Source organism: Tissierellales bacterium, assembly GCA_035301805.1.
Lineage (GTDB): Bacteria > Bacillota > Clostridia > Tissierellales > DATGTQ01 > DATGTQ01.
This window is the reverse complement of record DATGTQ010000122.1, coordinates 1-16004: the sequence shown is the minus strand read 5'-3', so window position 1 is coordinate 16004 and position 16004 is coordinate 1. Positions and strand designations below refer to the sequence as shown.

The following is a 16004-nucleotide window of genomic DNA, read 5'->3' as shown; positions in this document are numbered from 1 at the left end:
AGGCGTAACCCTAAATAAGGAAGACAACGCTTCAAGGAGGTTAACTACGACCTCTATCTGTACAATTATTATCTCACAAGAAGTGTGAGATAGAAAAGAAAATATAGTTTTTAAACTATGACTTTATTATACGAGGAGGTATATAAGGATGGAAGCTTTTCAGCAATTTGTAGGAAAAGCAGCAGATGTTGTATGGGGTCCTATAACTATAATTTTATTAGTAGGAACAGGATTATATCTGAGTTTGGGAACACGTTTTATACAGTTCAGGGAAATGAAGAATTCAATAAAATTAATGTTTCAAGAGAACGAAGGGGCAGAAGGGGATATTACACCATTTCAGGCCTTAAGTACATCTATGGCTGCAACTGTAGGAACTGGAAATATTGTTGGAGTTTCGTCAGCTATAGTTTCTGGTGGTCCTGGTGCAGTATTTTGGATGTGGGTCAGTGGGGCTGTCGGTGGAGCCACAAAATATGCCGAAGCCTTGTTAGCAGTAAAGTATAGGGAGACCAATGAAAAAGGTGAAAAAATTGGTGGTCCTATGAATTATATTAGTAAGGGAATCAAAGAACAGTATGATAAGAATGCAGATTGGTTAGGATTTGCCTTTGCTCTGTTTGCTGTAATTGCTTCTTTTGGTATTGGAAACATGACTCAGGCTAATTCAATTTCTGAATCAGTAGAAGTAGCTTTTGGAATAAAGCCAGCAATTACTGGAGCAATATTAGCTTTTCTAGTTGGTGCAGTAATAATTGGTGGAATAAAGAGTATAGGAAAAGTTACAGAAAAAGTAGTACCAGCTATGGCATTATTTTATATTTTAGGTGGACTAATAGCAATATTAGCTAATGCATCGGCAATACCTGGCACTTTTAAAATGATATTTGCAAACGCTTTTAGTGGTAGGGCAGTAGGTGGAGGTTTGTTGGGAACAGTCATTAGATTTGGTATAGCAAGAGGAGTATTTTCTAATGAAGCAGGGTTAGGTAGTTCACCAATAGCTCATGCAGCGTCTAAAAATGATGATCCTGTAGCAGAAGGTATTATTGCTTCAATCGCTGCTTTCATAGATACTATTATAGTATGTACAATGACAGCTTTAGTTATATTGACTTCAGGATTAGTAAAGGTAAATGAAGCTGGTGCCATGGTTATAGAAAATAACCTTGAAGGAGCTTCTTTAACAACTACGGCATTTGGTACCTTATTACCAAATTTTGGTACATATATAATACCATTAGGATTAGTATTATTTGCTTTTTCAACTATATTAGGCTGGTATTATTATGGTTCAAAGAGTTTAGAATATATTGCTGGTTTAAATGCAGTTAAATATTATAATTGGATATGGGTTGTTCTTAGTTTCGTAGGTGCAGTTGCGTCTTTAGATATTGTTTGGGGAATATCTGATGTATTTAATGGCCTTATGGCTGTGCCTAATTTAATAGGATTACTTGCCCTCAGTCCACTAGTATTTCAAATGACAAGAGAATATGATGGAAATGTTGGATTAGGAGAAGTAGGAACTAAGAAAAGATTATCTACATCAAGAGCTGGAAAATAAAAACTGATTATATAAATATATAAATAAAAATAGGGAGCTGTTTGCTCCTTATTTTTTTTGGTCTTCTCTATAATCATCCATAACTTTAGAAAATATTTCAGCTGTACAAGGTGGTGTGTATGTAATAGAGTTGGCTCCTGCTTCTATAGTTTCTAAAATTGATTCATCCGTTGGTCCACCAGTTGCAATAATAGGTAATTCTTTACCAAATTCACTTCTTATCTTTTTTACAATGTTAGCTGTATTTGCTCCCCCTGATACATTTAATATACTTGCTCCGGCGGCTAGTTTTTCTTTGTAATCATCACATTCAGAGACGACTGTAGCTATTATAGGAATATCAATTCTTTTGTACATCTTTTTAATGACTTTCGGATCAGTTGGTGCATTTATAACAACTCCATAGGCACCCATAAGTTCTGCTTGTAATGCTATATCTACAGAACGTTTTCCCGTTGTAAGACCGCCACCAACACCTACAAAGACTGGTACAGGGGCTACCTCTAATATGGCTTGGGTAATGGAAAGTTGTGGTGTAAAAGGGTAAACTGCTATAATAGAGTTAGCGTTAGTGTTTTTAACAATTGCTACATCAGTTGAAAAAAGTAAGGATTTAATACGAGTTCCTAGTATTTTAATGCCACTAGCTCTGTATATTACTGGAGGGACTTCTATTATCCTAGTTCTCAACTTTGATTTTACTTCTGGTATATATTTTTCCATGCTAAGACCTCCTATTCTTAAAATATTATATAATTAAGTATGAACGTATTCTTTGGTTTTGTCAATAAGCAAATAATAATCCAGAATAATAAAGTAGTAACTATATTATACAAGATACCCAGTTATGTCGTATAATATAGAAGAATTCAAAAAAACAATAATAAAAATAAATATACTAATATAGAAGGAAGTATTATATGAAGACTATAGAAGGATTTGCAGCATTGTTGGATACGGGGAAAACAGTACTCCCTATTACTTTAATATTGATTTTATTTCAGGTCTTAGGTCTAAGAAAGCCAATTAGGGATAGTAAAGAGTTTATTGTATGATTTCTTTTAACAATTTTCGGTATTCACTTTTTTTAAAAAGGAAGGACTATTGTGGAAAGGTGTCGGGCCAGGGGAACTACTATCCTTTATGGCAGAGGAACTGGAGAAAGTGAAATACAAAAATTCCTTAATATTCATGTTGAAGCTTCTAAAGAAATCATATTGATAGTATGGGAAAATGAAAATTATACGGACATTTATAATAAAGTAATAGAGATGGATAAATTAAAGAAGCCTGGAACAGGGATAACTTTCACTTTACCTATGAAAAATTTGGTGGGTCTTCATCATAGAAAGTTTTTGATTAGGATGAAGAAGTCTAGGAGGGACTGTCCTAGACTTTTTTCTATATAAAAAAACTAACTAATAATTTTGTTCCAACCCAAGCTCCTAAAAAGGCAAATATTAAATACTCCCAGCCATGTAGGGACATAGAAGCTATACCGCTAAATAAGGCACTTATATTACAGCCAAGAGCTATAGTTGCACCAAAGCCCATTAATAGACCACCAATTATTGCAGCTAGAACTTCCTTTTTAGAATTTATTTTTCTTATTCTAAATTGAGATGACAACAGAGCAGCTAACATAGCCCCGAGAATTATACCTATATTCATTATGGAACCTGAATGGTTAGAAAAACCCTTAGCTAAAATCTCTCCTTTATTACCTTGGAAATAAGACCAATTTTCTGGATGAGCCCCTAAAGCTTTATATATCCAAGCTCCCCAATAGGTAATAGGGGCGTTTACTCCCCAAGGCTTTCCATTTATTCTAAAGATTATAATGTTTAAGATTGCAATTACAATGGCACCGACAATTAAGGACCAAGGTTTTATAATGAATTTTTTGTAAGAAGGACTATCTTTTATTTTCATCATACTCATCTCCTTAAATTAATAACCTGTATGTTTTTTTCCATACCAATGAGCTAAAATATATAAAATAATTAAAATACTAAATTGCAATATTAAGCTAGGAATCCAATCTATAATATAGGGCATGAATATATCTTTCCCCTTAGCTATAGATATTCTTTCCCAAAAGTTAAAACCTTTAGCGGCTATAAGGGAACCGATAGAGAAGAAAATTAAGGTTAAAATTTGTATTAAGAAACCTTCTCCTAGTCTTGTTAGAATTCTAGCAGTACAGCCATCAGCTATAACCATTCCTATACCAAAGAGAAAGGCCCCTACAGCTATATGTAGGCCTATAGGACTTATATTACCTGGAACCAAATCACCAGTTTGGAAAACCTTATACTGTATTATTGAAAAGCCAACTGTTGCTATTGATATGGATAAAATTGCAGACTTTGTGTGGTCCGTTCCGCCTACAAGAATAGGGTCCCTAAAAGCAGCTGTAAAACAAAAACCGGACTTTTGTAATGTAAACCCTATTACTATTCCTAATATCCATACAGTACTATGTTTTGGGTTTTGCTTATTTATTAGAAAACCTATGAAAATGAGAATAGTAAGTAATACTATTCCAAAAGTAAATTGATTTTTTTTCAATATCTTCACCTCCAAGGCATGTCTAATTAAATTATATACTATATCAGAATATTTAGAAATAACTAGTTTTATATTAGGTTGTGATAAGTAATTATTTTTTACAATTACTAGATATTATCATTTTACTTTGGCATGGAAATTGTATTAAAAAGATGATATCATAGTAGGGATGATTTTTAATATTACAGGAGGGTTATGATTGGGGTAAAAGACAATGTATTTGAAAAAGAAGCAGTGGGAAAACTTCTATTGAAGTTTTCAATTCCATCTATTGTATCTTTATTAATAGCTGAACTTTATAATATGGTAGATACAATATTTGTTGGCAGGGAAGTAGGAGGAGAAGCTATAGCTGCCTTAGTTGTAGTATTCCCTATTCAAAGATTTGTTGTAGCCTTTAGTATGATGATGGCTATAGGGGCTTCTACAGCTGTGGCACGGAGTAATGGAGAGAAAGATTCTGATAATGCTAGAAGAATAATAATGAACTCAATGAGTTTAATTTTTACAATAATGATACCAACCATAGTCTTAACTTCTATATTTAAGACAAATATAGTTAAGGTATTTGGAGCTAGTGATAGAATAATACCTTATGCTGAAGATTATTTAGCAATAATAATATTTGGTAGTATATTTCAATGTTTAAGTACTACTATGAATTATATTATGATGGCTTTAGGAGATAGAAAAGTTGCCCTTAAAAGTACTTTCATAGGAGCTATAGGTAATATAATTATTGACGCTATATTAATTATTGGTTTTTCTTATGGGGTTAAAGGGGCTGGAATAGGAACTGTAGTGTCCCAAGGCTTTGCTTTTCTATATTCTTTCTATCATTTTAAAAATATAAAGGAACAATTTAATTTGTCCTATGGTTTTAAATTTGATTGGGAAAGATGGAAATCAATTTTATCAGTAGGATTCTCTGCATTCATAGTAGAGGCAGAGGATGGGATTGTTTTAGTGATTCTCAATAATCTATTATTATTAAATGCTGGTGATGAAGGTGTTATTATATTAGGCGTAATTTCAAAACTTTCTATGTTTTTATTTATAACAATAATGGGGATTAGCTCAGCTATGCAACCTATAGCAGCCTATAATTTAGGTGCTAAAAATTATAAAAAGCTAAAAGAGGTTGTGAAAAAGACTGCTATATATGCCTTAATAACTTCAACAGTACTTTGGGGTATAAGTATGGTATTTGCTAAACAGCTCATATCAGTATTTATTAAAGATGTAGATATTATTGCAAAATCAGCAAAAGCCTATAGGACTATGATAGCAGTTTTTCCATTAATAAGTATATATTATATGTCTATATATTATTTCCAAGCTTTAGGGATGGCAAAGTCCTCTTTCATAGTGTCCATATTTAGACAATTAATAATACTATTACCTGTATCAGTAATACTAATGTCTGTATTTAATTTAGGAGCTTTAGGAGCATGGCTATCCTATCCTATATCTGATTTGGTATCTAGTGTTACTTCTTTTATACTAATGAAGAAACAAACTAAAAAAATAGATATAAAAATAAAAGATACAGCTCTAGAAGCTGCCTAACAAAGAATAAACCTAAACTGCCTTTTAAAAGGGCAGTTTTTACTTTAATAAATCTAAAAGTGTACCCTGATACTTGCAAAAGTGTATGGGGAAGTGTATTATTGTATATAGATACATTATAATAAACGTAAATGTGATTCCATCCACTTTAAAAAGGAGATGATTTCTATGGCAGATAAGAATCTAAAATTAAATACAAGGTATGCTATATTAATTGCTCTTACAACAGTTATGACTATGGTAATTAACATACCGACTGTTGCAACAAAAGGATACTTAAACCTTGGTGATATGATAGTTTTTATGGCTGCCTTTATACTTGGTAAAAAGGGTGGATTTATAGTTGGAGGATTTGGCTCGGCTTTAGCTGATATTTTATTAGGTTATACCTATTATGCACCAATTACTTTTATAGTGAAAGGACTAGAAGGATTTATTGCTGGTAGAATATTAGAAGCAGATATAGGAAAGAAGATTCCTATAATTGCTACAGGAATAGGGGGATTGTGGATGGCCCTTGGGTATTATTTAGCTGAAATATTTATGTATGGGGGAAAAGCAGCTTTGGCTTCTGTGCCAGGAAATATTATACAAGGTCTAGTAGGGGCAGTTACAGCAGTAATATTAAACACTGCATTGAAAAAAACCAGGATGTTTAATGACTAAAGTAATTTTGCTTTAGTCACTTTTTTGTATGAAAATTTTTTGCTGGAATGAAGAAGGAAAGAATAAACAAAGGCCTGTATAAAAGCACTAAATAACTTTAAAATAAAAAATACTAATTGTTTATGTGATACTAAAAAATAAGAAATTTGGCTTCTGACAGTTTTGTTAGATGGTTTAAATTAGTCCTGAGACACAAGAATAGAATAGGTTTAGTTTTTCGCCCTTAAATACCCCGTTAGATAATCTATACATAACGCAACAAATCTAAGTAAAAGGAAATGAACTATAGAGTTCTTAATACTAGTAAAGTTATATACATCTACATAAACAAATAAAGCTATTAAAAGAATATTAATAGAATTTAATTCTAAGCTTTTTGTAAAAAAATCTTTTAAAAATATTTTCCCAAAGCCTATGGCAAACACCTCCTAACTTAACTATATTATATTGTGCCATGATATAGTATAATAATTGTCTTTATTCTATATAAAAAGAGATAATAAAATGCCGAATTATAATAGAAAAGTACGTTAGTGTTGTAAGGCTATAACGATACAGTATTGTTATGGCTTTATTTAAAGGAAAATACATTTCTTATTGTCTACTTATGGTATAATCAATTAAAATAAATAAAAAGAAGGTGAATTAGTATGGAAAAGATTTTGCTTGTAGAAGATGATACTAATTTAGCTATAGGTATAGAATATTCCTTGAAAAGTGAAGGTTATAGTGTAAACTTAGCTGATACTTTTGAAAAAGGTAGAAGGTTATTTGATGAAAATGACTATAATTTAATATTATTAGATGTTATGCTTCCTGATGGTAGTGGTTATGAGTTATGTGAAGAAATAAGAAAAAAGTCTAAGGTGCCAATTATTTTTCTTACTGCTTGTGATGAAGAGGTTAATGTAATCCTAGGCTTAGATATGGGAGGAGATGACTATATTACAAAGCCTTTTAGGGTTAGTGAGTTAATGTCAAGGATTAGGGCTGTATTAAGAAGATATGGAAAAGAAAAAACTAAAAATGTTTTAACTTCAGATGATATTAAACTATTTATATCAGAAGGTAAAGGAGAAAAAAATAATGAAGAATTATATCTTACCCCTATTGAATTTAGACTTCTATCCTCTTTCATGAAAAATCCAAAACAGGTGTTGACAAGAAATAGTTTATTGGAAAAGATATGGGATATAGATGGAGAATTTGTAGATGATAATACTCTTTCAGTATATATAAAAAGACTTAGGGAAAAAGTGGAAGAAAATTCTTCGAAGCCTAAGTATATAAAAACCGTTAGAGGCATGGGTTATAAATGGGATATTGAAGTGAGAGGTGATTAGGTGTTTAGAAATCCAGAGTTTAAAGCTATTACAAGGAAGTTATTTTTACTCCAATTAGTATTTAGTATAATAATGATGATATTTATTAGTTATTATGTTATAGAAATAAATAATAATATTATAAAACAAAATACTGCATTAGTAGGGAAAATAATGTCCATAGATCCATCCCTAGGTAAAGAGTTAGTACCTATTATTACAAAAGAAGCTACCAGTAGTGAAATACAAGAAGGGAAAAAATTATTAGAAGGATATGGATATACTGGGAATTTAAAAATTGCCTATCAGCCTCTTTTAAAAGAGCTATTTTCTAATATGAAAATATTAACTTTCAGTTTAGTCCTATTATTTTTTATTCCAATTTTTATAATAACTAAAGGTGAATATAATAGTCTATACAGTAAAGTAAAGGAACTTTCTTTAGCCGCAGATAAAGTAATAGAAGGGGATTTTTCCTATGAATTCAAAGATGGAGGAGAAGGAGATTTTAATATTTTATCTCATCAATTTAACCAAATGGCCAACAGATTGGAAAATAGTTTGGAAAGTTTAAAAAAGGAAAAAATATTTTTACAAAATATAATATCCGATATATCTCATCAATTAAAAACTCCCTTATCTTCCCTTATTATGTTTAATGAATTAATCCTTGAAGATGAAAATATGGATGAAAATACAAAAATTGATTTCCTTGAAAGAAGTCAAATTCAATTAAAAAGAATGGAATGGTTAATAATTAATTTATTAAAGGCAGCTAGAATAGAATCGGGAGCTATACAATTTGAAGAAGAAAAAGTTTATTTATATGAACCAGTAGATATAGCTATTTCTTCATTAGATATGAAGATAAAAGAAAAGAATATAAAAATTGAAGTCTTAGGGGAGAAAGAGAATTCTTACTTTTACGGAGATAAGGAATGGACTGGAGAGGCATTAATTAATATTATTAAAAATTGTATTGAACACAGTGATACTAATGGAAGTATTGAAATAATTTTAGAAGAAACCCCAGTGTTTAGCCGTATAATCGTAAAAGACTATGGTGAAGGAATAGATAGAAAAGATTTACCTCATATATTTAAAAGATTTTATAAGGGAAAAAGTGAAGTTAAAGTTGAAAGTATAGGTATAGGATTGAATTTAGCAAAATTAATAGTGGAATCTCAAGGTGGTATTATTTCCGTAGAAAGTAAAAAAGGTATGGAAACACAGTTCACTATTACTTTTTTAAATATTTTAGATATAGGTACTAAGGGTAGAATTTAAAATTATTTTCAACCTCTTATGAGATTTAATCTTACTAAATTGTAAGGGAAAGATTCACTTATATGTAAGTAATATATTATAAATTATAATTAGAAGAATTAGAAGAAATATTGGGAGGTTGAAAGGAATGGAAGTAGTAAAAACAGTAGGTCTATGTAAAAGCTATGGCGAAGGTGATACTAAAGTAGATGCAGTTAAAGATATTAACTTAACTATAAATCAAGGTGAATTTGTAGCAATAGTAGGGGCTAGTGGTTCAGGAAAAAGTACCTTACTTCATTTAATAGGTGGAGTAGATAAGCCTACTAGTGGGAAAGTTTATGTAGATGATATAGATATCTATAGTTTAAGCGAAAAGGAACTAGCTATATTTAGAAGGAGAAAAGTAGGATTTATATTTCAATTTTATAATCTAATACCAGTTCTTACTGCCGAAGAAAATATATTATTACCAATCCATTTAGATAATAAGGAAATTGATGAAAAATATATAGATGAACTAATAAATATTCTTGATCTAAAAGATAGAAGAACCCATTTACCTAATGAACTTTCAGGAGGGCAACAACAAAGGGTATCTATAGGTAGGGCTTTAGCTTATAATCCTTCTATCATATTAGCCGATGAGCCTACAGGGAATTTAGATAGTAAAAATAGTAAGAAAATTGTAGATTTATTAAAAGTATCAGTAAAAAGATACAATCAAACTCTTATACTAATAACCCACGATTTAGATATGGCGGCCCAAGCAGATAGGATAATCACTATAGAAGATGGTAGGATAGTTAAAAATGAGGTGATAAATAGTGAAAGGCTATAAAGATATCACCTATAAATATTTAAAGAATCAAAAAAAGAGGACGATTCTAACCATTTTCGGCATTATATTATCAGTAGCTTTAATAACGGCTATTGGTACTATAATTGTCAGTGTAAGAGACGCAGAAATAAGGGACACAATTAGGCGAAATGGAGATAACCATGGAATAATACGGGAAGTTCGTAAAGAAGAAATAGATAGTATAGTAAATAACGTAAAAGTAGAAAAGGCAGGAATAAGTCTTCATGAAGGATTTGGGGTAGTAAATGAACTAACAGAAAATGAAAAAAAGCGATACGATATAGGTTCACATTACAGATATATTAGTATAAGTAGCTATGATGAAAAAGCATTATCTTTACTCTCCTATGATTTAAAGGAAGGAAGATTTCCTAAGAATAAGAATGAAATAGCCATAGAGCATTGGATATCAGAATATTTTCCTAATAAGCCTAAAATTGGGGATAAGATTAAAATCCCAATTGGAGATAGGTATGCTACAGATATAGACGAAAATGGAAAGGAAGTAGAAATTAAAGTTGGACCACGGGGTTGGGGATATTCTGAAGAAACCTTTGAAGAAACTGGAGAAAGAGAATACACTATTGTAGGATTTCTAGAACCAGAATATATATGGAAAGGGAATAATTCAACAACAGCAATTTCTTATATTGATAAAGCTTCTCTTCCAGATGATAAAGAATATAATATATATTTAAAAATGAATTCCCTAAAAAACATTCACGATGAAATATATAATCTAGCAGGAGTAAATGACTGGAGAGAGAAGAAAGCTAATGAAGAATATGAAACTTTAGAAAAAGTTGAATTTAATGAACCTTTATTGAGGCTTTACGGTAAGAGTTTAGACGATAATTTTAATTGGTTTATCATAAGTTTATTTGGCTTTATAGTTATTTTAGTAATTGTGGCTACAATTGCAGTTATATATAATTCCTTTAATATATCTGTACTAGAAAGAGTATCTCAATTTGGTTTACTCCGTACTGTAGGGGCTACTCCCAAACAAATAAAAGGAATCGTTATGAAGGAAGGAGCTTTACTTGGTTTAATAGGTATTCCTATAGGTTTAATATGTGGAGTAGTAGCCATGAAAATAGTTCTATATGTAATTGGATTTTTTAAATTTGATTTTTTAGATGATTTACAAATATACTATTCAATACCAGTCTATATAATAGCTTCATTATTAGGTATTATAACAGTATTTTTATCAGCTAATGGACCAGCGAAAAAGGCTGCAAAAGTTCCTCCACTAGAAGCTGTTAGAAGTACAGGGAGCTATAGAAAAGAAGATTTATCTAAAGTAAAAGGTTCAAAAACTGTAAGAAAAGTACTAGGAATAAAAGGAGAAATAGCCTATAAAAATTTAAGAAGAAATAGAAAAAGATTTGTTATAACTGTATTCTCCATGACCATAAGTATAGTATTATTTATAACTTTTGCTACTTTTTCTGATAATGTATTTAAAATGAATATTATTGAAAATGAAAATGCAGTAGATTTTAGAATAGATGATGTATCTTATTATGAGAATCCTAATACTTTAAATACTACCTATAACGATTTAAGAAAGATGGAAGAGGTAGAAAAAATATATAAATTTGAAGATACACACTTATATCTTTTAATAGAAAAAGAAAAAATAAATCCTAAATTATTAGAAATAGACTCCTATGCCTATGAAGAAGATAATAAAAATAATGATATTGTAGGGGTATATAATAATACACTAATGACTTTTGGCAATGAAAACATGGAACAGTTTGAACCATTATTAAAACAGGGAAAGATAGACTTAGAGGAAATGAACAAAAACAATGGAGTTCTTGTAGTGAAAACTACTGTTGCGCATAATGAAGAAACAGATAAAATGGCTGTATTAGATGGGTATGATATAAATGTAGGGGATGAACTAACCATAAATACAGGTCAATCTGAAGAAGAGGAAAATCAAGTAGTGAAAGTAATGGGAATATTAGAAAAAGGACTCTTAGATTGGGAATATGGAGAATATGGTGGAATAAATATAATAACTACAGAAGAAGTGTTAGAAAAAATAGATAAAACTACTACACCAGAACTATATGTAGAAATAAAAGATGATGGAGATAGAGAAAAGGTAAAGAAATATATTAATCAGTTAGAAGAAAATAATAAAAGCTTACGTGTTATAGACTTTTCAGAAGAGGCAAAAGAGATGAGAAATGCAGCTATAGTTATGAATATATTCCTATATGGATTTGTGGCAGTGATAGCATTAATTAGTAGTATAAATATAGTGAATACTATTAGCACTAATTTAATCCTTAGGACTAAGGAATTGGCAATGCTTAAAGCTGTAGGGATGGATCAAGGAACTTTAAAAGGCATGGTATCCTTAGAAAGTTTATATTATGGACTATATGCATCTATTTATGGTGGCCTAGTCGGCACAGGTCTAACTTATATACTTCATAAAATATTGCTTGAAATAAGAGAATTTAAGTGGGTAGTTCCCTGGAAAAATATCTTAATAGCCTCTATTAGCGCAATCCTAATAGCCTTATTCTCTGGTTATGGACCTATGAAAAGGATTAATGATGGAAATATTATAGAGAATATAAAAATGGAAGAATAAACACTCACTTTTGTGGGTGTTTTTTTATGTGGACTGATGAATTAAACTAATATACAATAGATATAAGAATATATAAGGGATAGGAATGATTAAGGGGGATTAAATTGCGAACTGTATTACAAGAATACTTTGGATTTGAAGATTTTAGAACGGGACAAGAAGAGCTAATAGAGGGAGTTTTAGCTAAAAGAGATGTATTAGGTATTATGCCTACTAGTGGTGGTAAATCCTTATGTTATCAAATTCCTGCCATACTATTAGATGGGATAACATTAGTGATTTCACCATTAATATCCTTAATGAAGGATCAAGTAGATGGACTTAATGAATTAGGAATATCGGCTACTTTTATAAATAGTACATTACCAATAAGTCAACAGAATAAAAGAATTAGGGATTCTTTAGAAGGAAAATATAAATTAATGTATATAGCCCCAGAACGCCTTAATTCTCAAATGTTTTTAAACTTTACTAGAAAAGTTACTATTCCCTTTGTAGCCATAGATGAAGCCCATTGTATAAGTCAGTGGGGTCACGATTTTCGCCCTAGTTATAGGGAGATTCCAAAGTTTATTTCTGCCTTAGAGAATAGACCTGTAATAGGAGCCTATACTGCAACGGCTACTAAAGAAATAGTTGAAGATATTAATAATATATTAAAGCTTTCTACTCCATTAAAAATAAATACTGGATTTGACCGACCTAATTTATACTTCCAAGTTAAAAATTCAATAGATAAAAAATCTTTTATACTAAACTATTTAAGAAAAAACTCTCAAGAATCAGGTATTATATATTGTGCAACTAGAAAAGAAGTGGAAAGTTTAGGAGAACTTTTAAAGGAAAGAGGATTTAAAGCAGGGATATACCATGCAGGTTTAACTGATGAAGAAAGGAAAAAAAACCAAGAAGATTTCCTATATGACAAAATCTTAGTCATGGTAGCAACTAATGCTTTTGGTATGGGAATTGACAAATCTAATGTAAGATTTGTTATACATCACAATATGCCTAAAAATATGGAGGCCTATTATCAAGAAGCAGGACGGGCTGGAAGAGATGGAGAAAAAAGTGATTGTATTTTACTATTTTCACCTCAAGATGTAATTAAACAAAAATATTTAATTGAACAGAGTATTTCAAATCCTGAAAGAAAAGAAATAGCATATAAAAACCTCCAAACTATAGTAGATTATTGTCACACTAGGGATTGTTTAAGAAAAAGAATTCTTAACTATTTTGGAGAAGACTTTAAGAAAGAAAGTTGTAAATTTTGTAGTAATTGTTTAGATGAAAGGGAATTAAAGGATTTTACTCTAGAAGCTCAGAAGATTATTTCTTGTGTCTATAGAATGAATCAAAACTTTGGCACAACTATGGTGGCAAAAGTGTTAATGGGTTCAAAGGATAAAAGGCTACTAGGTTTTGGATTAGATAAATTATCTACCTATGGGATTATGGATGAATATACTGAAAAAGAAATAAGAAATATGATCTTATTACTTATTGCCGATGGATATTTAAAAATGACGGAAAGTAGATTTCCTGTAGTACAAATGACTAGTAAGTCTATGGAAATATTAAAGGGAGAGAAAAAGGTATATCAAAGAGTTGAAAAGGTAGATGAGAAAGTAAGAAGAGATTTACCTGTACATGGTGAACTATTTGAAGAACTTAGAACGGTACGTATGGATATAGCATTAGAGAAGAAAGTACCTCCCTATATTATCTTTGCTGACTCTACTCTAAGAGAAATGTGCATGTATCTTCCAGAGAATAAAGAAGAAATGCTAATGATAAAAGGAGTAGGAAATATTAAATATGAAAGATATGGAGAAGTATTCCTAGATGCAATACTAGAGTATAAGGAGAGTACAGGGTTAGATGCTCCTAAAAAAAGTGGGACTACAGGTTCCAGTAGAGTCTCCAACAAAGTAAAATCCCATGAAATTAGTTATAATTTATATAAAGATGGTAAATCCATAGAAGAGATTGCAGGAGAAAGAGAGCTAACAGAAGAGACAGTATTTAATCATATAGTAAAAAGTTTTGAAGAAGGTAAGGAAGTGGACTGGTCAGATATGGTAGATAAGGATATAGAAAGTCAGGTGTTGGCTGTAGTGGATGAGATAGGAGCAGAGTTTTTAAGGCCTATAAAAGAGGAATTGCCGGAGAGTGTAAGTTATTTGGATATTAAGAAGGTGTTGTGTAAGAGGAGTTATGGGTAGGATTATTTTTAATATTTTGACAAGAATAAGTAAATATAGTATGATCAATGTAATATTATAATAGTTTAACTATAAGGATTTGAAATCATGAAAAAGGTTTTCAAAATGAAAATAGAGTATTTATAGTCTACCTATAAGGAATTACAATATGACCATGAAATTTTTAAATAGTACTAAAGTGAAATCGCCTTAGAAACAAAGGTGATTTTATTTTTTGTAGAAAATATTTAAGGATATATATGAAATATTAAAGATTTTGGTTATATTAAACTGATATAATTAGAAAAGGGAATAATAAAATATCAATGATAATTCGTGAGAAAATATAACTTAAGGAAATTATTTGCTACATAAGGAGGATATTATGATAGAACTAGGAAAAACTCAAGAACTAGAAGTAATGAAACTTACACCAAAGGGTGCATATTTGAATGAAAAAAATAAAGAAGAAAGCAAAGATGTTTTTATTCCAGAAGGGGAATTGCCTAAGAATATATCTGAAGGAGATACAATAGATGTATTTGTCTATAGGGATGAAAAGGAAAAAGTTGTTGCTACAACAAAAAAGCCTGATTTAGAAGTTGGAGAAATAGGCTTTCTAAAGTTGGCTGAAACAACTAGGATAGGTGGATTTATGAAATGGGGGCTAGATAAAGATTTATTTTTACCTTTTAGTGAACAAATTGGGAAGGTAGAAAAAGGAAGGAAATATCTAGTTGGAGTATATATAGATAAAACAAATAGATTGTGTGCTACTATGAAAATTAAAAACCTTTTAAGTGATAATTCTCCTTATAGAAAGGATGATAAAGTTAAAGGTACTATTTATAGTATAAATAGGGAAATAGGTGTTTTTGTAGCAGTAGATAATAAATATGATGCGTTAATCCCTAGACATGAGTTATTCGGTGCTTATAGAATAGGAGATACTATAAATGCAAGAGTAACTAAAGTAAGAAAAGATGGAAAGCTAAATTTAAGTCTTAGAAAGAAAGTTTATAAACAAATGGATAAGGATGCTAGGGTGATTTTAAATAAATTACAAAGAAAAGGTGGAGAACTACCTCTTAATGATTACAGTTCCCCAGCTGAAATAAAAGAGGAATTAAATATGAGTAAAGGTGCATTTAAGAGGGCAGTAGGGAGATTATTGAAGGAAGGGCAAGTTGAGTTTAGTAAGAAGGGAATTAGGTTGGTGAGGATGTAGGTAGTGGATTACAATTGTAAATATAAAGAGGAAAAACGCTGTGGATATGATTAGGCAGCGTTTTTGTTGTTTAGTTAGATATAGAAATTAATATAATATAGATGAATTTTGAATATTTAGATTTAA

At 30.5% G+C, this 16004-nt stretch carries 12 protein-coding genes and 1 pseudogene; 11 read left to right on the top strand and 2 right to left on the bottom strand.

All coding sequences use genetic code 11. The features are described 5' to 3' along the window. Window positions 1-148: 148 nt before the first annotated feature. Window positions 149-1567: a sodium:alanine symporter family protein gene (locus tag VK071_05650; protein ID HLR34799.1), complete on the top strand. Its 1419-nt coding sequence runs from the start codon at window positions 149-151 to the stop codon at window positions 1565-1567. A 48-nt stretch (window positions 1568-1615) separates the two neighbouring features. On the opposite strand, the gene VK071_05645 is transcribed toward VK071_05650, so the two are convergent. Then, window positions 1616-2290, bottom strand: a complete 675-nt coding sequence (locus VK071_05645) for a hydrolase (GenBank protein HLR34798.1) — start codon at window positions 2288-2290, stop codon at window positions 1616-1618. A gap of 197 nt (window positions 2291-2487) precedes the next feature. Here VK071_05645 and VK071_05640 point away from each other — a divergent pair, with 197 nt between their 5' ends. Continuing rightward, on the top strand, window positions 2488-2622 hold the full coding sequence (locus VK071_05640) for a hypothetical protein (protein HLR34797.1): 135 nt from the start codon (window positions 2488-2490) through the stop codon (window positions 2620-2622). 51 nt (window positions 2623-2673) lie between these two features. Next, the gene (locus VK071_05635) at window positions 2674-2976 is read left to right on the top strand and encodes a P-II family nitrogen regulator (GenBank protein HLR34796.1); all 303 of its coding nucleotides are present in this window, start codon (window positions 2674-2676) and stop codon (window positions 2974-2976) included. Here the strand turns inward: VK071_05635 and VK071_05630 are convergent. After that, window positions 2969-4147 (bottom strand): annotated as a pseudogene (locus VK071_05630) (YeeE/YedE family protein). The gene VK071_05635 and the pseudogene VK071_05630 overlap by 8 nt on opposite strands. 186 nt (window positions 4148-4333) lie before the next feature. On the opposite strand from VK071_05630, the gene VK071_05625 reads away from it, so the two are divergent. From VK071_05625 to VK071_05590, 8 genes are all read left to right on the top strand, one after another. Then, window positions 4334-5707, top strand: coding sequence for an MATE family efflux transporter (locus VK071_05625; protein HLR34795.1), 1374 nt, complete (start codon window positions 4334-4336; stop codon window positions 5705-5707). Between the two features lie 168 nt (window positions 5708-5875). Beyond that, a complete protein-coding gene (locus VK071_05620) occupies window positions 5876-6373 on the top strand; it encodes an ECF transporter S component (GenBank protein HLR34794.1) in 498 nt (165 codons plus the stop codon). A 650-nt stretch (window positions 6374-7023) separates the two neighbouring features. After that, window positions 7024-7716 carry a response regulator transcription factor gene (locus VK071_05615; GenBank protein ID HLR34793.1) on the top strand — a complete coding sequence of 231 codons (693 nt, stop codon included), beginning with the start codon at window positions 7024-7026 and terminating at the stop codon, window positions 7714-7716. Continuing rightward, the gene (locus VK071_05610; protein ID HLR34792.1) at window positions 7717-8982 is read left to right on the top strand and encodes a HAMP domain-containing sensor histidine kinase; all 1266 of its coding nucleotides are present in this window, start codon (window positions 7717-7719) and stop codon (window positions 8980-8982) included. A gap of 127 nt (window positions 8983-9109) precedes the next feature. Further along, complete coding sequence (locus VK071_05605; protein ID HLR34791.1) at window positions 9110-9802, top strand: ABC transporter ATP-binding protein; 693 nt, start codon at window positions 9110-9112, stop codon at window positions 9800-9802. Next, window positions 9789-12443 carry an FtsX-like permease family protein gene (locus VK071_05600; protein ID HLR34790.1) on the top strand — a complete coding sequence of 885 codons (2655 nt, stop codon included), beginning with the start codon at window positions 9789-9791 and terminating at the stop codon, window positions 12441-12443. The genes VK071_05605 and VK071_05600 overlap by 14 nt, the downstream gene beginning before the upstream one ends. A gap of 104 nt (window positions 12444-12547) precedes the next feature. Continuing rightward, complete coding sequence (recQ, locus tag VK071_05595) at window positions 12548-14671, top strand: DNA helicase RecQ (protein ID HLR34789.1); 2124 nt, start codon at window positions 12548-12550, stop codon at window positions 14669-14671. Between the two features lie 364 nt (window positions 14672-15035). Continuing rightward, complete coding sequence (locus VK071_05590) at window positions 15036-15878, top strand: S1-like domain-containing RNA-binding protein (protein ID HLR34788.1); 843 nt, start codon at window positions 15036-15038, stop codon at window positions 15876-15878. Window positions 15879-16004 lie beyond the last annotated feature (126 nt).

Coding starts and splice junctions, on each gene's coding strand:
- VK071_05620 (HLR34794.1), top strand. CDS start 5,876: ATGGCAGATAAGAATCTAAAATTAAATACAAGGTATGCTATATTAATT.
- VK071_05590 (HLR34788.1), top strand. CDS start 15,036: ATGATAGAACTAGGAAAAACTCAAGAACTAGAAGTAATGAAACTTACA.
- VK071_05605 (HLR34791.1), top strand. CDS start 9,110: ATGGAAGTAGTAAAAACAGTAGGTCTATGTAAAAGCTATGGCGAAGGT.
- VK071_05640 (HLR34797.1), top strand. CDS start 2,488: ATGAAGACTATAGAAGGATTTGCAGCATTGTTGGATACGGGGAAAACA.
- VK071_05645 (HLR34798.1), bottom strand. CDS start 2,290: ATGGAAAAATATATACCAGAAGTAAAATCAAAGTTGAGAACTAGGATA.
- VK071_05625 (HLR34795.1), top strand. CDS start 4,334: ATGATTGGGGTAAAAGACAATGTATTTGAAAAAGAAGCAGTGGGAAAA.
- VK071_05650 (HLR34799.1), top strand. CDS start 149: ATGGAAGCTTTTCAGCAATTTGTAGGAAAAGCAGCAGATGTTGTATGG.
- VK071_05615 (HLR34793.1), top strand. CDS start 7,024: ATGGAAAAGATTTTGCTTGTAGAAGATGATACTAATTTAGCTATAGGT.